At 42.9% G+C, this 19,111-nt stretch carries 15 protein-coding genes; 3 read left to right on the top strand and 12 right to left on the bottom strand.

What is annotated here, in order from left to right:
- Positions 1–120: 120 nt before the first annotated feature.
- On the bottom strand, positions 121–978 hold the full coding sequence (locus A6755_RS02060) for a class II fructose-bisphosphate aldolase (protein WP_053536898.1): 858 nt from the start codon (positions 976–978) through the stop codon (positions 121–123).
- Positions 979–1,223: 245 nt separating this feature from the next.
- A complete protein-coding gene (locus tag A6755_RS02055) occupies positions 1,224–1,595 on the bottom strand; it encodes a response regulator (RefSeq protein ID WP_034315860.1) in 372 nt (123 codons plus the stop codon).
- A gap of 309 nt (positions 1,596–1,904) precedes the next feature.
- On the opposite strand from A6755_RS02055, the gene A6755_RS02050 reads away from it, so the two are divergent.
- On the top strand, positions 1,905–2,435 hold the full coding sequence (locus A6755_RS02050; protein ID WP_034315862.1) for a DUF2529 domain-containing protein: 531 nt from the start codon (positions 1,905–1,907) through the stop codon (positions 2,433–2,435).
- Positions 2,436–2,696: 261 nt separating this feature from the next.
- Here A6755_RS02050 and pyrG read toward each other — a convergent pair whose 3' ends face one another.
- From pyrG to A6755_RS02005, 10 genes are all read right to left on the bottom strand, one after another.
- Positions 2,697–4,304 (bottom strand): CTP synthase, encoded by a 1,608-nt coding sequence (pyrG, locus tag A6755_RS02045; protein WP_063589665.1) that lies wholly within the window; start codon positions 4,302–4,304, stop codon positions 2,697–2,699.
- A 411-nt stretch (positions 4,305–4,715) separates the two neighbouring features.
- On the bottom strand, positions 4,716–5,306 hold the full coding sequence (rpoE, locus tag A6755_RS02040; RefSeq protein ID WP_063589664.1) for a DNA-directed RNA polymerase subunit delta: 591 nt from the start codon (positions 5,304–5,306) through the stop codon (positions 4,716–4,718).
- 205 nt (positions 5,307–5,511) lie between these two features.
- Positions 5,512–5,682, bottom strand: a complete 171-nt coding sequence (locus A6755_RS26855) for a hypothetical protein (RefSeq protein WP_156319604.1) — start codon at positions 5,680–5,682, stop codon at positions 5,512–5,514.
- 140 nt (positions 5,683–5,822) lie between these two features.
- Positions 5,823–9,089 (bottom strand): fused isobutyryl-CoA mutase/GTPase IcmF, encoded by a 3,267-nt coding sequence (icmF, locus tag A6755_RS02035; protein WP_063589663.1) that lies wholly within the window; start codon positions 9,087–9,089, stop codon positions 5,823–5,825.
- Positions 9,090–9,119: 30 nt separating this feature from the next.
- The gene (locus A6755_RS02030; protein ID WP_034315867.1) at positions 9,120–9,752 is read right to left on the bottom strand and encodes a TetR/AcrR family transcriptional regulator; all 633 of its coding nucleotides are present in this window, start codon (positions 9,750–9,752) and stop codon (positions 9,120–9,122) included.
- A gap of 108 nt (positions 9,753–9,860) precedes the next feature.
- Positions 9,861–11,000 carry an acyl-CoA dehydrogenase gene (locus A6755_RS02025; RefSeq protein ID WP_034315870.1) on the bottom strand — a complete coding sequence of 380 codons (1,140 nt, stop codon included), beginning with the start codon at positions 10,998–11,000 and terminating at the stop codon, positions 9,861–9,863.
- Positions 11,001–11,026: 26 nt separating this feature from the next.
- Positions 11,027–12,163: an acyl-CoA dehydrogenase gene (locus tag A6755_RS02020; RefSeq protein ID WP_063589662.1), complete on the bottom strand. Its 1,137-nt coding sequence runs from the start codon at positions 12,161–12,163 to the stop codon at positions 11,027–11,029.
- Positions 12,164–12,198: 35 nt separating this feature from the next.
- Positions 12,199–13,050 carry a 3-hydroxybutyryl-CoA dehydrogenase gene (locus tag A6755_RS02015; protein ID WP_048683542.1) on the bottom strand — a complete coding sequence of 284 codons (852 nt, stop codon included), beginning with the start codon at positions 13,048–13,050 and terminating at the stop codon, positions 12,199–12,201.
- Positions 13,051–13,083: 33 nt separating this feature from the next.
- Positions 13,084–14,274 carry an acetyl-CoA C-acetyltransferase gene (locus tag A6755_RS02010; RefSeq protein ID WP_063574642.1) on the bottom strand — a complete coding sequence of 397 codons (1,191 nt, stop codon included), beginning with the start codon at positions 14,272–14,274 and terminating at the stop codon, positions 13,084–13,086.
- 197 nt (positions 14,275–14,471) lie between these two features.
- On the bottom strand, positions 14,472–16,601 hold the full coding sequence (locus tag A6755_RS02005; RefSeq protein WP_063592398.1) for a (Fe-S)-binding protein: 2,130 nt from the start codon (positions 16,599–16,601) through the stop codon (positions 14,472–14,474).
- A 293-nt stretch (positions 16,602–16,894) separates the two neighbouring features.
- Between A6755_RS02005 and cls the strand changes: the two genes are divergently transcribed.
- The gene (cls, locus tag A6755_RS02000; RefSeq protein ID WP_063589661.1) at positions 16,895–18,097 is read left to right on the top strand and encodes a cardiolipin synthase; all 1,203 of its coding nucleotides are present in this window, start codon (positions 16,895–16,897) and stop codon (positions 18,095–18,097) included.
- A gap of 28 nt (positions 18,098–18,125) precedes the next feature.
- Positions 18,126–19,079: a UV DNA damage repair endonuclease UvsE gene (gene uvsE / locus A6755_RS01995; protein WP_063589660.1), complete on the top strand. Its 954-nt coding sequence runs from the start codon at positions 18,126–18,128 to the stop codon at positions 19,077–19,079.
- Positions 19,080–19,111 lie beyond the last annotated feature (32 nt).

Raw genomic sequence — 19,111 nt, 5'->3', positions numbered from 1 at the left:
GAATTCTAATTGTTCGAAAAATAGAGCCCGGATTAAGCCTGCATCTAAAAGAAACCATTAGGGGGGAGCCCCCCAATGGGAATATTGCCTTACATTTAAAGGGAAGGAACCCCTTTGAAATTATGCTTTGCCGTTTGAACCGAATTCACGAATTTTGCCGATGACGGTTTCTTTAATAGCTTCACGGCCAGGAACCATGTATTTACGAGGATCGTACACTTCAGAATCGTTATTCAGGATTTCACGAACCGCTTTTGTGAACACGATTTGATTTTCCGTATTCACATTGATTTTTGATGTTCCAAGTGAAATCGCTTTTTGGATATCTTTCAGAGGGATGCCTGTACCACCATGAAGAACAAGAGGTTTGTTCGTTAAATCCCGTACTTCTTCCATTTCTTTATAGCCTAGGTTAGGTTCACCTTTGTATGGTCCGTGAACGGATCCCAAAGCTGGAGCAAAACAGTCGACATTCGTTTCTTTAACCAACTGTTCACATTCTTGAGGGTCTGCATATACGACTCCATCAGCGATAATATCATCTTCTTGTCCGCCAACCGTTCCCACTTCCGCTTCAACCGAAACATTCCGTGCATGAGCGAATTCGACAACCTTTTTGGTTGTTTCGATATTTTCTTCGATCGGATGATGTGAAGCGTCGATCATTACTGAAGTGAATCCGGCTTCGATAGCTTCCTTACATTTATCAAAACTTGAACCATGGTCAAGGTGAATGGCCACAGGAACAGTGATTTTCATGTCTTCCAACAATCCTTGAACCATCATGACAGTCGTTTTAAAACCACCCATATGACGGGCAGCACCTTCGGAAACACCAAGGATGACTGGAGATTTTTCTTGTTCAGCAGCAGCTAGGATAGCTTGAGTCCATTCAAGGTTATTGATATTGAATTGACCTACTGCATATTTTTCATCAAGGGCTTTATTCAGCATATCTTTCATAGAAACTAAAGGCATTTGATTTCCTCCTACTAGTGGATGTTTATTTTTAAAGTTAATTCTTTCTAGATATTCCCTAAAACGAAAGTAGCATACGCTTATTAATCAGAATATCTCTCCTCTTTTAGCATATCAATACATCAAAAAAACAGCAACAATTACAACTGTACCATGCCTCAAAATTTATTCAAAAAAACACGGCCCATCTAAGAAAAGATAGCCGCGGCAATTTCCCCGTCAATAATATTAAATTTTCAAGACCGTTAACTCGATTGAATCGGTAAGTATTCACGAACGGCTTTTCTAATATCATCAATATCAAACGGCTTTGCAAAGTGTGTCATTGCACCTAAATCCTTTGCTTCTTGAATCATATCAAGTTCACCATATGCCGTCATGATTATGACCCGGATGTCCGGATCGACGACTTTCATCCTTTTCAAGATCTCAATGCCATCCATTCCCGGAATCTTCATATCCAGCAATACAAGATCGGGTGAATGGTTATTTAGCACTTCCAAGGCTTGAATGCCATTAGCTGCTTGAAATGTTTCATACCCTTCTTTATGTAACACCTCGTTCAATAAAATACGAATCCCGAATTGATCATCAACAATCAATATTTTCCCTGGCATTTTATCACCTCCCCCTTCCCGATTCATCCATTAAATATATTAGCCTATTCGGCCCATTACCCGAAAAAGGGTAGTTACATAGATTGCGTCAAATTACTTGAGCAACGCATTTATTCATTCATGATATCTATGTTCATATTCGATAATTGTAACAAAATTCCTGCTGTATGGCTAAAAGGAATTTTAATTTTTTTGTTTTTTCGACCGATTTAGTTAATTCTGCCCTTTGGACCAATAACCCTGAAACCTGTCAATGCAAAGGAAAGTCCTTTATAATTAGTATATTAATTTTTAAAGGAGTCCCTGATCATGTTAAAAATTTTCTCGACACAGATAAGCGGTTTATTTAAAAAAATGATTGAAAATGAAGCCTTTGAAATGGAGGATGCCGGACGCCTGCTGGCTCAGGCTGTGGTTGGGGACGGTTCTGTGTTCATTCACGGTTTTGGTGAAATGCAGGGCGTCACTGCCGAGGCATTGAATGGGGCAGAACCCTTTCCTAAGGCAAAAAGCTATGAATTAAGTGGAACAATTTCCAGGGAAGATCGATTTCTTATATTCAGCCGCCATTCGGACGATTCAGAAGCATTGATGCTGGCAAAACAACTCAAGGAAAAAGATATCCCATTTGTTGCGGTTTCTACATCCGTCCCTTCCGAAGGGGATTCTCTTTTGGAGTTGGCTGACGTACATATTGATTTACGCATCCAACGGGGATTGATTCCCGATGAAACCGGAAATCGATATGGGTACCCTACCCTCCTTACCGCTCTTTTCGCTTATCATGGAATTAAATTCACTCTTGAAGAAATCATAAAAGAATATGAAGATGAAGAATGATGAATTCATCTAAAAAAGGTTCGGAAAAATATATTTTTCATCAAATGATGTTCCCGAACCCACTGACCACCCTTTAAATGTTAAAACAAATTTGATTGGAGCGGGTGTGCGGGACTCATGTGGGAAAGCGCGTCTAAGCGGTGCTTGGAGTGGCCATCAACCCTCCCAAAGTACAAACCATAAAAAAAACTGTAGGCAAACTCGATTTTCTTCAAGTTTGCCTACAGTCTGAAACAGCCACAGGGGCTGTTTTTTTGTTTATTAAAGATTTTTGCCGTTCTTTAATGACATACCGACAAAGTCGCGGAATAGCGGCTGTGGACGGTTAGGACGTGACGTGAATTCCGGATGGAATTGGGAAGCCACAAACCAAGGATGATCTTTCAGTTCAATGATTTCGACTAGACGACCGTCTGGACTTGTACCGGAGAACACGAATCCTGCTTCTTCCATAGCTTGACGGTAGTGGTTATTGAATTCATAACGGTGACGGTGACGTTCATAAACAACCTCGTCATTATAAGCTTCGTATGCTTTAGTACCTTCGATAAGCTTACATGGATACAGACCAAGACGCAGTGTTCCGCCCAAATCTTCTACATCCTTCTGCTCAGGAAGAAGATCGATGATTGGATCAGGAGTATCCTCCTTAATTTCAGCTGAATGTGCTTCTGGCAATCCCAGGACGTTGCGTGCATACTCAATGGACGCCAACTGCATGCCTAAGCAAATTCCGAAGAATGGTTTTTTTGTCGTGCGGGCAAATTCAGTCGCTGCAATTTTCCCTTCGATTCCACGATCTCCAAAACCTCCAGGTACAAGGATTCCATCTGCATCTTGAAGAAGTTCTGCAACATTTTCTTTAGTTACATCTTCGGAATTCACCCAGTCGATTTCAACATCTGCATCAAATGCGTAACCAGCATGCTTAAGTGCTTCCACTACAGAAAGATAAGCATCTTGCAATTCAACATATTTTCCGACTAAGGCGATTTTCGTTTTCTTTGATAAAGAAGTAACCTTTTTGACTAGTTCCTTCCAATCTTCCATATCCGCTTCGCCACAGTCCAATTGCAAGTGATCACAAACGATTTGGTCCATATTTTGTGCTTGAAGCGCTAAAGGGATGGAGTAAAGTGTATCAGCATCAAGACATTCAATAACAGAATTTTTATCGATATCGCAGAATAAAGCGATTTTATCCTTCATATCTTGTGAAATCGGGCTTTCTGTACGTGCAACGATGATATTTGGCTGAATGCCAAGACTGCGTAATTCTTTTACACTATGCTGTGTCGGTTTTGTTTTCATTTCACCTGCAGCTTTGATGTAAGGAACCAGTGTACAGTGGATATACATAACATTATTGATGCCGATATCACTCTTGATTTGGCGAATCGCTTCAAGGAATGGAAGAGACTCGATATCCCCTACAGTACCGCCAATTTCAGTGATGACTATGTCGGCATTCGTTTCATTGCCTGAACGGAAAACCCGTTCTTTGATTTCATTCGTGATATGGGGAATGACTTGAACCGTTCCACCTAGATAATCGCCACGGCGTTCTTTTCTCAGGACGGTTGAATAAATTCTGCCTGTAGTCACATTGCTGTGTTTACCAAGGTTGATATCGATGAAACGCTCATAGTGCCCCAAATCCAAATCCGTTTCAGCACCATCATCCGTTACAAACACTTCACCATGTTGATATGGACTCATCGTACCAGGATCCAAGTTGATATAAGGGTCAAACTTCTGGATCGTAACATTCAATCCCCTATTTTTTAATAATCTTCCTAAAGAAGCGGCCGTAATCCCTTTTCCCAAGGAAGAAACTACTCCACCTGTCACAAAAATATATTTTGTCATCTTATATCCTCCTAATAGAATGTTTTCTTCCAATTCAGTTCTTCACATCATTAGATCGGAACCTGAATCAAATCTTCCGCCACATGAGCGGTTAAAAGCTAAAAACCGTAACCAGTACAAACCATTAATCACTTAAAGGTCTTTAGTGAGAGTCATGCAGGATACATGAACAAGAATAAATTTCCTTAAATGACAGTTAACATAAATATGTTCTCTATAGTTTTTACAATTCTACGAGAAATCATTTTTAAAAATAAAAAAATGATGTCATTTATTCATTCCATCATTAAAAACAAAAACGCTCCGCTTACAAAAAAGTAAGGGAGCGATATAATTTAATCATTGTGTCCTTTTTTAAGGAGCCCAAAAATGATTCTACAAATTTCGCCTTAAAAAGTCAAGGGCGATTATTTATTTCTCATCTTCTTCATTCAAGTCATCCAATTCATCTTCGTCGTCATCTTCGTCCTCATCATCTTCCAGGACAAATGCATCATCCTCGATTATTTCTTCTTCCAGATCGTCGTCATCATCCACGTCATCATCCAAAAGCACTTCGTCGATGACTGGAGAACCTAGAATATCATCATCGTCGTCATCTTCATCCTCGTCCAGATCATCGATATCCTCTTCAAAGTCAAGATCTTCGTCTTCAAGTTCATCGAAATCATCGATGACGACAGCAGCCTTTTTGGCTTTCTTTTTCTTTTTAGGTTTTACAACATGTACCACTTCTTCTTCGATTTGGTCAACTGGGTACCATGTTTTCAATCCCCAGCGGTTGTCTCCAAGTGAAGTGAAACGGCCATCCACATTTAAATCCGTATAGAATTGTGCAATTTTCTTTTCCACTTCCGCTTTGGATAAATGGTGCAGCGAAGCTAATTCACTAATTAAGTCTTTAAATGGAATCGGTTCATTTCTTTCAACTAACAAATCATATGCCATCTCTATTAAGGACATTTCCAATAATTGCTCTTTTGAGTATTGTTTTAAACTCAAATTCCGCACTTCCCTTCTCTATTCAAACACTGAATTCCGTGTTTTTTCACATAAAAAAATAATCTAAAACAGTAGTTCGATAAAATAACGACAATTCCTGCTAGACATATACTCCATTATAAACAATCTAAATGGGTTTATGCTAGTTCTATATGATACTTTCACAGATTTACCTTATTGTCTATCATTCACAGGAAACCAAAAGCTAAAGATCATTCCTTTTTTTCTTTTTCGATTTCTGACGATAGGCTGCCGTAAAAAAGACAACAGTCAGGATAAAAAAAGAAATGGCTCCCAATTGATGCTCATACAGCTCAAATAAAAAAATGATGGCAAGAATGTAACCTATGATCAACCCAATCATCTTCAGGTTCATTTTCTCAACTCCAATAGGGCTGATTCTTCATTTTTGCCCCTTTTCCGAATAATTATAAGGTAAAATCTTCATTTTGTTAAAAAAGACGGGAATTATTAAAAAAAAGGGCCCCTAAACGTTCGGAGCCCCCCTTCTTTAGTTTACATATTTCTTCGATATTGACCGCCTACATCATATAACGCCCTCGTTATCTGACCCAGACTGGCCACCCTCACGCAGTTCATGAGCTCAGCAAAGATATTTTCCCCATTCATGGCTGCCAATTTCAGTTTAGTTAACGCTTCATCCGTGAACTCCTTATTTCTTTCCTGGAATGCCCGGAGATTTATGATTTGCCCTTCCTTTTCTTCCTTGGTTGCACGGGCAATTTCCATGCTGTTCACCGCTTCTTCGGAAGGAGGATTTGGATTCAAATACGTATTTACACCGATGATCGGCAATTCTCCCGTATGCTTTTTCATTTCGTAATGCATCGATTCATCCTGGATTTTACCGCGCTGATATTGCGTCTCCATTGCACCCAGCACACCGCCACGATCATTGATGCGATCGAACTCTTGCAGGACGGCCTCTTCGACTAGATCCGTCAATTCCTCCACGATGAAGGCACCTTGCATCGGGTTTTCATTTTTTGAGAGACCATGCTCCTTCGTAATGATCATTTGGATGGCCATTGCCCGGCGCACGGATTCTTCTGTAGGCGTCGTGATGGCTTCATCGTACGCATTAGTATGCAGGGAATTACAGTTGTCCTGCAGTGCCATTAAAGCTTGAAGTGTCGTTCTGATATCATTAAAATCAATTTCTTGGGCATGAAGCGAGCGCCCGGAAGTCTGTATATGATATTTGAGCTTCTGGCTGCGGTCGTTCGCACCATATTTATCCCGCATGACTGTCGCCCAGATCCTTCTTGCCACCCTCCCGATGACCGTATATTCCGGGTCGAGCCCATTTGAGAAGAAGAACGACAAATTCGGGGCAAAGTCATCAATATTCATTCCGCGGCTTAAATAATATTCGATGTAAGTAAAGCCATTCGCTAATGTAAAAGCCAGCTGTGAAATTGGGTTGGCACCCGCTTCTGCAATGTGATAGCCAGAAATGGATACAGAGTAATAGTTCCTGACTTTCCGATCGATGAAATAGGCTTGAATGTCGCCCATTAACCTTAGAGCAAATTCCGTAGAGAAGATGCATGTATTCTGGCCTTGGTCCTCTTTCAGAATATCCGCCTGAACAGTTCCGCGTACCGTCTGAAGCGTATAATCCTGCACTTCTTCAGCTTCGGCGTCTGTAAGGGGACGGCCTAGCTCTTCTTCTTTCCGTTGAATCTGCTGATCGACCGCCGTATTCATATACATGGCCAAAATGATTGGTGCCGGTCCATTGATGGTCATGGATACAGAGGTTGAGGGGTGGCAAAGATCAAAACCTGCATACAGCTTTTTCATGTCATCCAACGTGCAGATGCTGACCCCGCTTTCTCCTACCTTTCCATAGATATCAGGTCGGTGATCAGGGTCCTCGCCATATAAAGTTACAGAATCGAAAGCCGTACTTAGCCGTTTAGCCGTATCATCCTTTGATAAATAATGAAAACGCCTGTTGGTACGGTCGGGCGATCCTTCACCGGCAAATTGCCGCTTCGGGTCTTCCCCTTCACGCTTGAATGGAAAGACTCCCGCTGTGTAAGGAAAGAAGCCCGGAACGTTCTCACGGAATACCCATCCCAAAATCTCTCCATAATCCACATATTTCGGCAGTGATACTCTCGGGATCATTAAACCTGATAAACTTTTCGTTTTCAGCTTTGTCACGATTTCTTTATCCCTGACTTTCGTTACAAACTGCTCACCTGCATACTTTTCTTTTAAATCGATCCAGCCAGAAAGGATTTTTTTAGATTCAGGTGATAAATTCGAAGCGGTTTCCTTTTTAAGTTTTTCTAAAGAAGCCACCATATCGCCGTCGTTATCATTTTCCTTAACTGCATCAATGGCTCCTTCAAGCTGGAAAAGCCTCCGGGCAATACGCACTTGTTCAGCGGCACGCTTATGATATGATCTGACCGTATCACTGATTTCACGTAAATAATACCGGCGGTCAGTTGGAATGATGACATTTTGCTTGTAAACATCCGCTTCTTTCGAAAAGGCCGTGCTCCAAGCCGTTCCTGATTTTTCATTAAGCTTTTCAATCAGTGCAGCGAATAATGCATTGGTGCCTGGGTCATTGAATTGGGAAGCGATTGTACCGTATACTGGCATTTCAGATGGATCTTGATCAAAAAGCGTACGGCTTCTTTGGTATTGCTTTTGAACTTGGTTTTTTGCATCTTCGGAACCTTTGCGCTCGTATTTGTTAATGACTATCAAGTCTGCATAATCAATCATATCGATTTTTTCAAGTTGCGAAGGAGCACCGAATTCACTCGTCATTACATACATGGATACATCGCATATTTCGGCAATTTCTGCATCACCCTGACCGATCCCGCTCGTTTCAACGATGATTAAATCGAAGCCTGCTGCCTTCACGACGGAAATGGCATCCTTTATCGCCAAAGACAGCTCACTTTTTGAATGGCGCGTGGCTAGGCTCCGCATATAAACACGATCTGAAAAAATCGAGTTCATTCTGATCCTGTCACCAAGAAGGGCACCGCCCGTTTTCTGTTTGGTCGGGTCTACAGATAGAATGGCGACTCTCTCGTCCGGAATTTCGTTAATGAACCTTCGTATCAATTCATCAGTCAATGAACTTTTTCCAGCTCCGCCAGTCCCCGTGATTCCCAGAACAGGAACCTTCTTTTCGGAAGTCTTGATCTGCTCAAAAAGACTCTCCACCGCTGCCGCTGATTCCTGTGAAACATCGAGCCTATTTTCGGCAAAGGTAATGAATTGGGCAATGGCATTCGTTCCCCCGGCAATCAATTCATCAAAACGTTCCTGTAAAGATGGTTTGACTGTCGAGAAATCACACTCCTCCATCAAAACGTTTATCATTCCTTGAAGCCCATATTCCCTCCCTTCATCAGGCGAAAAGATACGGGCAATTCCATAATCATGGAGTTCTTTAATTTCCCTAGGGATGATGACTCCGCCACCGCCGGCAAAAATCCGAATGTGCCCGGCTCCTTTTTCCATCAGCAGGTCATACATATATTTAAAATATTCCACATGTCCGCCTTGGTAAGATGACATGGCTATGCCTTGAACATCTTCCTGGATGGCCGCATTCACGATTTCTTCCACCGAACGATTATGACCTAGGTGAATTACTTCCGCCCCGCTGGACTGAAGGATTCTCCTCATTATATTGATGGATGCATCATGTCCATCAAATAAGCTCGAAGCTGTAACGAATCTAATATGGTTCTTCGGTTTATACACCTCAACTGTACTCATTTAGCTCCCCCTTATTGAAACTTATTTATATCAGTGCACTTTGGAACCCGATACATTTTGAATCAATAATTGCGTCTGCAGTTCAACATACTCTTGAAGCGTGTACTGTTTATGCAATGCCCATCTTCTAAAACTCCACATCTGTCCCTGTACGAAAATGTTATGTGAAACAAGGCTTATTTGTTTTTCCGTTAATGAGAGCTCCCCATTCTCGACACATTTCGTTATCACTTTTTCGAACATGCCCACCATCCGAAGTTCTTTGTTCAGAACATATGGTAAAGCATCTTTCGTCAGGGCCTTCACTTCCTGATACATGACAAGCACTTCGTCTTGCATATCATCCATCACTTTATAAAAATAGGCGATCGTCAGCTTCAAGCTTTCAAGTGTCCCATCACTCTGTTCTATTTCCTTCTGAAGCTTTTCCTGGACTTCATCATAAATAAAGTCACAAACGAGATATAATATATCTTCCTTGGTCCGGATATACTCGTATAATGTGCCAATGCTAAAGCCTGCCGCTTTGGCAATTTCCCTGGTTGTCGTACGATGAAATCCCTTTTCTTTAAAAAGGGTTACCGCTCCCTTAATCATTTGCGTACGCCTTTTTTCAACCAGCCGCTCATCCTTTACAGATGCAAGAACCTCTCTTTTTTCCATTTCCAAACTCCTTTTGAAAGCCCATTATTCAATCATTGATATTCTGAAGAAATTGAAAAGGGAATTCCGGTAAAGGCAGAGCCTCATCGGAAAACCACAGTTTCAACCCTATTTAGTAACCATCCGTGAGATGACCAGCTTTTGAATTTCCTGAGTACCTTCGTAAATCTGGGTTATTTTCGCATCACGCATATACCGCTCCACTGGATAATCTTTTGTATATCCATAGCCCCCGAAAACCTGTACGGCCTCCGTCGTCACTTTCATTGCTGTATCTCCAGCAAAAAGTTTGGACATGGCCGACTCTTTCCCATAAGGAAGGCCCACTGATTCCAACCAGGCTGCCTGATAGGTTAATAGTCTTGAAGCCTCAACACCCGTTGCCATATCCGCCAATTTAAAACCGATTCCCTGCTGTGCAGAAATTGGCTTGCCGAATTGGACGCGCTCTTTTGCATAATCAACCGCGGCATCCAATGCACCTTGGGCTATCCCTACAGCCTGGGCTGCAATTCCATTACGGCCGCCATCAAGCGTCATCATCGCGATTTTAAAGCCTTCCCCTTCTTTTCCAAGGAGATTTTCTTTAGGAACACGGCACTCGTCAAAGATGATTTCCGTAGTCGGTGATGAACGGATTCCAAGCTTCTTCTCTTTTTTACCAACACTGAAGCCCGGGAAGTCCTTTTCAATGATAAAAGCACTCGTTCCTTTTTGCTTCGATTCAGGATCCGTCAATGCAAAGACGACATATGTATCCGCAATCCCGCCGTTCGTAATGAAGATTTTGGAACCGCTGATAACATATTCATCACCCACAAGCTTTGCAGTCGTTCTCATCCCGCCGGCGTCTGAGCCTGAGCTAGGCTCAGTCAGGCCATATGCACCGATCTTTTCACCCTGTGCCATCGGGCGAAGGTATTTTTGTTTTTGTTCTTCAGTGCCAAACTTATATATTGGCCATCCTGCGAGCGAAGTATGGGCTGATAAAGTCACCCCAGTAGAAGCGCAAACTCGGGAAAGTTCCTCAACCGCTATGCAATACGCTAAGTAATCACTTCCAATTCCGCCGTATTCCTCAGGCCACGGAATCCCGGTCAATCCAAGTTCAGCCATTTTATCGAAGATTTCACGGTCGAATCGTTCTTCTTCATCCCTCTCGGCAGCAGTAGGAGCCACTTCATTCTGGGCAAAGTCGCGCACCATTTTCCTGATCATTTCATGTTCTTCCGTTAGTTTAAATTGCATGGCAATGCCTCCTAAGTTTCTCGTAATTATAGATTTTTACTGATGACCATTCTCTGTATTTCGCTTGTACCCTCATAAATTTCAGTTACCTTTGCATCCCTGAAATATCGTTCGACCGGATAATCCGTTGTATATCCATAGCCTCCGAACACTTGGACTGCTTCTATCGCCACCTCAACGGCCGTCCTCGAAGCGAATAGCTTAGCCATCGCTGCCTCTTTACCGCAATTCAATCCTTGCGAGCGTAAATATGCCGCCCGATAGACGAGTAGCCTCGAAGCTTCTATGCTCGTTGCCATTTCTGCCAGTTTGAAACCAATCCCTTGCTGTTCTGCAATGGGTTTTCCGAATTGCTCCCTGCTTTTTGCATATTGGACAGCATGTTCCATGGCTCCTTCTGCAATACCTAGCGCTTGAGCGGCAATCCCGATCCTTCCAGCATCCAAGTTGGCCATGGCGATCTTAAAACCTTCACCTTCTTTGCCAAGGAGATTGGCTGTAGGGACTTTCATATCCTCGAATGTTACCTGCACGGTACTCGACCCATGAAGGCCCATTTTACGTTCATCTTTACCGATGATTAAACCTGGCGTCCCTTTTTCTACGACAAAAGCAGAGATTCCCTTGCTTCCCTTTTGAGGGTCGGTTGAAGCAAAAACAATGAACACATCCGCTTCCCCGCCATTGGTGATAAAAACCTTGGACCCATTTATTCGATATTGTCCGCCTTCCTTTACTGCCACTGCCTTCGATTTCAAACTCGCAGCATCGGAACCTGAGCTTTGCTCAGTCAAACAAAAGGCCCCTAAATTTTCACCAGCGGCTAACTTAGGTACATACTTTCGCTTCTGCTCTTCCGTTCCAAAATAAACGATTGGATTTGTGCCAACAGATGTATGAACGGACAGTATGACACCAAGAGTGGGACTTACTTTGGAAATCTCATTGATGGCAATGATATAAGACATGAAGTCCATACCCGCGCCACCGTATTCTTCTGAAATCGGAATTCCCATCAAACCAAGCTCACCCATTTTTTGCAGAATCGTTTTTGGAAACACGCCGGTTTCCATTGCCTCGATATGAGGAGTGATCTCATTCTCCGCAAAAGAGCTTACCATTTTCCGCATCATTTCATGTTCTTCGGTAAACTTGAATTCCATCCTTCTTCCCTCCCTGGCTGCACATCTTTCCATGATTAGTTATATTCATAAAAGCCCCGTCCTGATTTCTTTCCTAACCACCCAGCCTTTACATATTTCCTTAACAGCGGACACGGTCGGTATTTATCGTCTCCCAGTCCTTGGTGAAGGGTTTCCATTATATACAAGCATGTATCCAGGCCGATGAAGTCAGCTAGCGTAAGCGGGCCCATCGGATGGTTCATGCCCAGTTTCATTACGTCATCGATCGCTTCTTTAGTAGCGACACCCTCATAAAGTGTATAGATGGCCTCATTGATCATCGGCATCAAAATCCGATTCGCTACAAAACCTGGAAAATCATTGACTTCCACCGGTACCTTATTCAAGGATTCAGCCATCTTTTCAACCTCTTGATAAACTTCATCCGCTGTAGCAAGGCCGCGTATGACCTCAACCAGCTTCATGACTGGAACTGGGTTCATAAAGTGCATGCCAATTACCTTTTCCGGCCTTTTCGTGGCAGCGGCTATCTCGGTAATCGGCAGCGAAGAAGTATTGGATGCAAGAATGACGTGCCGGGGCGTGATTTCATCCAACTCGGCGAATATTCTTGTTTTTATTTCCATGTTTTCCACTGCCGCTTCAATCACCAAATCTACTGCAGCTGCATTTTTCAAATTCGTTGAGGAAGTAAGCCGGGAAAGGATTGCATCCTTCTCCTCGGATTCCATTTTCCCTTTTTCAACCTGCCGGGATAGGTTTTTGGCAATAGTCCCTAACCCCTTTTCTACATATTCATCCTTTAAATCGTGTAAAAGAACTTCATAACCGCTCATTGCACAGACCTGGGCAATGCCAGATCCCATCTGTCCCGCACCAATGACCATCACTTTTTGAATGCCCATGGGAATATCCCTCCTCATTTATCTATGAAACTATTATCCTTGCTTAGGCACTTCTATTAAAATGGCATCTCCCTGACCTCCGCCACTACAGATCGCTGCGATGCCCAATCCCCCTCCGCGGCGTTTCAGTTCATGCATCAGCGTAATGATGATGCGGGCACCACTTGCCCCGATTGGGTGACCTAATGCTACAGCCCCTCCGTTTACGTTCACTTTTCCAGGCTCGATGTTGGCAATTTTCCCGCTGGCCAATGCAACCGCTGCAAATGCTTCATTCACTTCAAATAAATCTATTTCCTCTATCGATTTACCTGTCTTCTTCAGAAGTTCATTTATGACCAGACCTGGCGTTTTAGGGAAGTCCTTTGCTTCCACTGCCACTTCTGCATGAGCTAAAATATAGGCAAAAGGCGTTTTCCCTTCCTTTTCAGCACGTTCCTCACTCATCAATACGAGTGCACCTGCCCCGTCATTGACACCGGGTGCATTACCAGCCGTAATGGTCCCCTCATTATTGAAAGCTGGACCTAGTTTAGCCAACTTTCCGGCAGATGTATCTTTTCTTGGGGCTTCATCATGTTCGATGGTAATTGGTTCGCCTTTTCGGACCGGCACCTGTACGGAAATGATTTCTTCTGCAAGAATTCCGCCATCGATTGCTTTTATCGCTTTTTGGTGACTCTCATAAGCCCAGTTATCTTGTTCCTCACGGGTGATTTCAAGATCCTCGGCTGTACTGTTACCGTAAGTCCCCATATGTACGCCCGTAAAACTGCAGCTTAGTCCATCCGATATCATCGTATCCTTCAGTTCCCCATCACCCATCCTTAGGCCCCACCTTGCTTTCGGAAGGATATAAGGTGCATTGCTCATCGATTCCATTCCGCCGGCAACAATGATTTCTTCTTCACCTAAGCGAATGATCTGATCAGCCAATGTGACACTGCGAAGTCCTGATGCGCATACTTTATTAATGGTTTCCGTTTTCACTTCCCAAGGCAATCCAGCATGACGGGCTGCCTGGCGGGACGGTATTTGGCCTTGGCCTGCTTGAAGCACATTCCCCATGATGACCTCGTCCACTTGGCTTCCTTCAATCCCTGCCCGAACAAGTGCCTCTTTGATTGCTATTCCACCAAGTTGTGATGCGGTCAAACTGCTAAGACCACCGCCAAATTTGCCAAAAGGTGTTCTCACACCGCTAATAATCACTGTTTTCGCCATCATTATTTCCCCCTATAAGTAACATTGATTGAACGCTCGCTCAATTTGGAGTTTAAAAAATAGTGTTGTAAGCGCTTAATATTATATTATATTACACATTTTTCTCAAAAATGAAAATATTTAGTTTATAAATATTGAAAATATTGCCTGCTCCCATTTGAATCTCATTTAGAGGAAGCAGGCTATTCCATTTAATATTAAGAGGCAATCGATTTATTTTCACCAATGACCGCTTTTTCGAGTAGTTCAGCTACATCATACGTTTTAACATTTTCCTCAATTTCTTTTGCTTTCGTCCCATCAGATAGCATGGTCAGGCAATAAGGACATCCTGAGCTGATCACTGTTGGACTGACGGCCAGCGCTTGTTCGGTACGGGCCACATTAATGCGGTTTCCAGTTTCTTCTTCCATCCACATCAAACCGCCTCCAGCTCCGCAGCACATACCCTTCTCACGGTTACGCTCCATCTCAATAAGTTTCACTCCATCGATGGATTGTAAGATTTCACGCGGCGGGCTGTAAACTTCATTGTATCTTCCCAAATAACAGGAATCGTGGAATGTAATCGTCTCATTCACCGGATATTGCGGCACCAGCCTGCCTTCACTGACAAGTTTGGACAACAGCTCAGTATGGTGATACACTTCCGCTTCCAAGCCAAAATCCGGATACTCATTCTTAAAGATATTGTATGCATGCGGATCGATCGTCACGATTTTCGTTATTTCATTCTTCTGGAATTCTTCTATATTTTTCATGGCAAGTTCCTGAAAAACAAACTCATTACCCAATCGACGTGGAGTATCCCCTGAGTTTTTCTCCTTATTTCCGAGAATTGCAAATTTGACGCCCGCTTCATTCAATAATTTAGCAAAGGAAAGGGCAATCTTCTGGCTTCGGTTATCGTACGACCCCATTGAACCCACCCAAAATAAATACTCGAATTCTTCGTCTGCCTTTTTTAATTCCTTCACGGTTGGGACGCTGACATCTTCCCGAAGGCTTCGCCAATCTTCTCTCTCTTTACGGTTCAATCCCCACGGGTTCCCTTGACGCTCGATATTCGTCATGGCACGCTGGGCATCGGAATCAAGTCTACCCTCAGTAAGCACTAGATAACGGCGCATATCAATGATTTTGTCGACATGTTCATTCATTACCGGGCATTGATCTTCACAGTTCCGGCATGTGGTGCAAGCCCAAAGTTCTTCTTCCGTAATGACTTCGCCAATCAGGCTCGGACTGTATGCTTCTGTTGCTGCAGCTGACTCCTGCGCCCCCTGCGCGGCACCAGCCAAAGCAATCTTATTTCCCTTCGTATTTCCAAAAACAAAAGATGGAACCCATGGCTGCTTCGTTGTAACGGCAGCGCCTGTATTTGTTAAATGGTCACGCATCTTGATTATGATATCCATCGGGGACAGCATTTTCCCGGTACCTGTAGCCGGGCACATATTCGTACAGCGACCGCACTCCACACAGGCATAGAGGTCCACCATTTGATATTGCGTCAAGTCCTCGATATATTTGGCACCGTAATATTGATTGCCTTCTTTGTCGAGAATCTCTTCTTCCAAATCAACCGGTTTCAATTTCCCCGGATTGTCCAGGCGATTAAGGAATACATTTATTGGACCGGCAATCAAATGAGCGTGCTTAGATTGCGGGATATAAACAAGGAAAGATAATATGATCAGTAAATGCAGCCACCAAGCTACATAAAAAACGACGGTTGCCGCTGTTGGCCCCATCCAGCCGAATAGAAATGCGATGCTCGATGCGACTGGCTCCGACCAGGTTGCATCGTGTCCATGCCAGATCATTCCCATTCCATTCCCCAGTAATACGGTGATCATGATACCGGTAATGAAGATGACAACCAAACCTGCTTTGAAATCCCTTTTCAAGCGAACAAGCTTTTCGACATAACGGCGGTATGCCGCCCATAGGATTGCAACAAGAACGGTAAGCGTCACAATTTCCTGGAAGAAAGTAAAGGCCGGATAAACAGGGCCAAACGGTAAATGCCACCCCGGCCTTAAGCCTTTAACAAAAAAATCAAGTGCACCAAATTGCACTAATATGAAACCATAAAATAACAAGGCATGAATGATCCCGCTCTTTTTATCTTTAAAGAGCTTCTTCTGTCCAAATACATAAACCCCTATTTTGACAAGACGATCTTTCACACGGTTATCGAATTCCACTTTTTTGCCAAGTTTTATATAAGCAATACGAGTCTTTATCAAATAGACAAACAAACCGGCGGCGTAAGCGGTTACAAGCAGGAATGCAACTAAGTTGATCCAAAGTAAACCATTCATTTCCATGCAGTCTTTCCCCCTCTTTAGTAAATTGCAAAATGCCAGGTACCATTATGGGAAATTTGGCATTTTTCTGAAATTTGATTAATTCCATTATATAATGAATGAGCATTCAGTCAACTTTTTTCTTTTAAAAACCATTTAATTTTTCTGCCCCTTAATTTATATAATTCGACAAATCCATGCATTACCCTTCTGCATTCTAAAAAAATGAAGATCCTTTCCCCCTTTTTAATGGTTACTGTCAGGGAATTAGAGCCAAACTAAATATAATCATTTAGGGGGGATTTTTTTTGAAGATAATCACTACGATTGCCTCTATATTTTTATTGATCTTCTCTTGGTGCTGGGTTGATCTTAAGGTAGGGCATAAGCGTTATTTGAAGCAAGCAAACAACATTAAATATCCGCCTCGGAATAGTGAAATGACTGTATTCACATCAGGGAAAATCCTGTTTGAAGATTATATCAAGGAAGTCAGGCAAGCTCAGGATTCCATCCATATCCTTTTTTATATAGTAAAAAATGATAAATTCAGCAAGGACTTTTTGAAGTTACTGCAGTCAAAAGCGGAAGAGGGCGTGGAAGTGCGGCTTTTAGTCGATTGGATAGGGAGTAAAGGGATGTCCCGCCAAACCATTCAGGAGCTGACTGAAAGCGGCGTTCATTTTTCTTTCAGCTTTAAACCGAAACTCCCCTTCCTTTTCTATTCCATACAAAAAAGAAATCACCGTAAGATCTCGGTGATAGATGGAAAAATCGGCTATCTTGGCGGCTTCAATATCGGTAAGGAGTATATAAACCAAGGGGAAAAGCTGAACCCATGGAGGGATTACCATTTAAAAATGACCGGGGAAGGTGTAAAGGACCTTCAGGAAGTCTTCCTCTCTGATTGGTTCTATGATACAAACGAGGATTACAGAGGGACTCCTGCCTATTTTCCGACATTGACTCCCGGGACGCAGGCCCATCAGTTTGTCGTCACGAATGGCAGTGATCTTGAACAGTCACTGACACACATGATTCGTCAAGCGACTAAAAAAATCATTATCGGGACTCCATACTTCATTCCCAGTGAAACTTTATTTCAGGAATTAAGGGATGCCCTTGCACGCAATGTTTCCGTTACGGTCATCGTACCTGAAATTTCAGACCACGCCCTTGTAAAAGAAGCTTCTTTTCCCTATTTTCGGGTACTAATAAAAGACGGGGCGGAAATCATGCAATTTCAAAGAGGGTTCTACCATTCTAAAGTGATATTGATCGATGATATAATGTGTGATATCGGTACGGCTAATTTTGATAAACGCAGTTGTTTTTTAAATAGTGAAATGAACTGCATCGTATTTGACCGGACATTTATAAAAGATGTAGAAAAGGAATTGGCAGTGGACCTGGCCGAATCCAAGCCGCTGAACGGGGACGCTCTTTCCAGTATGAATGTAGTCCGTTCCGCAAAAGAATCACTGGCTTCCATCCTTTCTCCTTTTCTTTGACAACCCTTTGCTCAAGGAGAAAAATATAATGAAAATAAGATTTGGGTTCGTATCCAATGCCACCTGTTTATGGGAGGCTTCTCCGGCTAAGACACTTACTTTCAAGCGATATAGCACACTTGGTGCAGAAAAAGGAATGGAAAAGCTCCTGGATGTGACAAGGCAGAACATTGAAAATACCTTAAGGGTCCTCCAATATAACACGGCACACCAAATAGAAGTGTACCGGATGTCCAGTTCCATTGTTCCTTTAGCCACACATCCCGACATCGAATGGGATTTCGTCACTCCTTTTAAGAAAGAGTGGAAACAGCTTGGCGATTGGGCCACTGCACACAAGATGAGGATCAGCTTTCATCCCAATCAGTTTACGCTGTTCACCAGCCCTAAGCCCGAGATCACACAAAATGCAGTGAAAGATATGGAGTTCCATTATAAAATGCTTGATGCAATGGGCATTGCGGGCACCTCTTTCATCAATATCCATGTCGGTGGGGCCTATGGTGATAAAGAGTCCGCCCTTGTAAGGGTTCATGACAACCTTAAATCGCTGCCTATGCACATCAAGGAAAGAATGACTTTGGAGAATGATGATAAAACCTATACAGCATCCGAAACCCTCGGCGTATGTAAAAGGGAGGGCATCCCGCTTGTATTCGATTATCACCATCATCTCGCAAACCTTTCAGATGAGCCGCTTAACGAGCTGCTCACCGAGGTGTTCACCACTTGGAATCAAGCAGGGGCGGTACCAAAGATCCATATTTCATCGCCAAAATCGGCAGGTGAATTTCGCTCGCATGCAGATTATATCGATTTGGACTTCATCATGCCCCTTTTTAAAGTGCTTAAGGATCTTGGACAGGACGCGGATTTCATGATCGAGGCCAAGATGAAGGATCGGGCAATGTTGCAGCTGATTGAAGATATGGCTAAGATTCGAGGTGTAAAAAGGGTGAGCGGCGGAGCCATTGAGTGCTAAATAACCTAAAAAAAGCGGCTGTTTCGCTAGAA

Origin of the sequence: Peribacillus frigoritolerans (assembly GCF_001636405.1) — a bacterium.
In the GTDB taxonomy this organism is placed as follows: Bacteria; Bacillota; Bacilli; order Bacillales; family DSM-1321; genus Peribacillus; species Peribacillus frigoritolerans.
This window is presented reverse-complemented; position numbering and strand designations above follow the sequence as displayed.

Excerpts from the sequence above, each read along its gene's own strand:
- A6755_RS02030 (WP_034315867.1), bottom strand. The coding sequence starts at position 9,752 with ATGGAAAAAAGAGAGGTTCTTGCATCTGTAAAGGATGAGCGGCTGGTT.
- A6755_RS02010 (WP_063574642.1), bottom strand. The coding sequence starts at position 14,274 with ATGGCGAAAACAGTGATTATTAGCGGTGTGAGAACACCTTTTGGCAAA.
- pyrG (WP_063589665.1), bottom strand. The coding sequence starts at position 4,304 with ATGACAAAATATATTTTTGTGACAGGTGGAGTAGTTTCTTCCTTGGGA.
- A6755_RS02060 (WP_053536898.1), bottom strand. The coding sequence starts at position 978 with ATGCCTTTAGTTTCTATGAAAGATATGCTGAATAAAGCCCTTGATGAA.
- A6755_RS02020 (WP_063589662.1), bottom strand. The coding sequence starts at position 12,163 with ATGGAATTCAAGTTTACCGAAGAACATGAAATGATGCGGAAAATGGTA.
- A6755_RS02015 (WP_048683542.1), bottom strand. The coding sequence starts at position 13,050 with ATGGGCATTCAAAAAGTGATGGTCATTGGTGCGGGACAGATGGGATCT.
- A6755_RS02055 (WP_034315860.1), bottom strand. The coding sequence starts at position 1,595 with ATGCCAGGGAAAATATTGATTGTTGATGATCAATTCGGGATTCGTATT.
- A6755_RS02025 (WP_034315870.1), bottom strand. The coding sequence starts at position 11,000 with ATGCAATTTAAACTAACGGAAGAACATGAAATGATCAGGAAAATGGTG.
- icmF (WP_063589663.1), bottom strand. The coding sequence starts at position 9,089 with ATGAGTACAGTTGAGGTGTATAAACCGAAGAACCATATTAGATTCGTT.
- A6755_RS02050 (WP_034315862.1), top strand. The coding sequence starts at position 1,905 with ATGTTAAAAATTTTCTCGACACAGATAAGCGGTTTATTTAAAAAAATG.
- uvsE (WP_063589660.1), top strand. The coding sequence starts at position 18,126 with ATGAAAATAAGATTTGGGTTCGTATCCAATGCCACCTGTTTATGGGAG.
- A6755_RS02005 (WP_063592398.1), bottom strand. The coding sequence starts at position 16,601 with ATGAATGGTTTACTTTGGATCAACTTAGTTGCATTCCTGCTTGTAACC.
- A6755_RS26855 (WP_156319604.1), bottom strand. The coding sequence starts at position 5,682 with ATGAACCTGAAGATGATTGGGTTGATCATAGGTTACATTCTTGCCATC.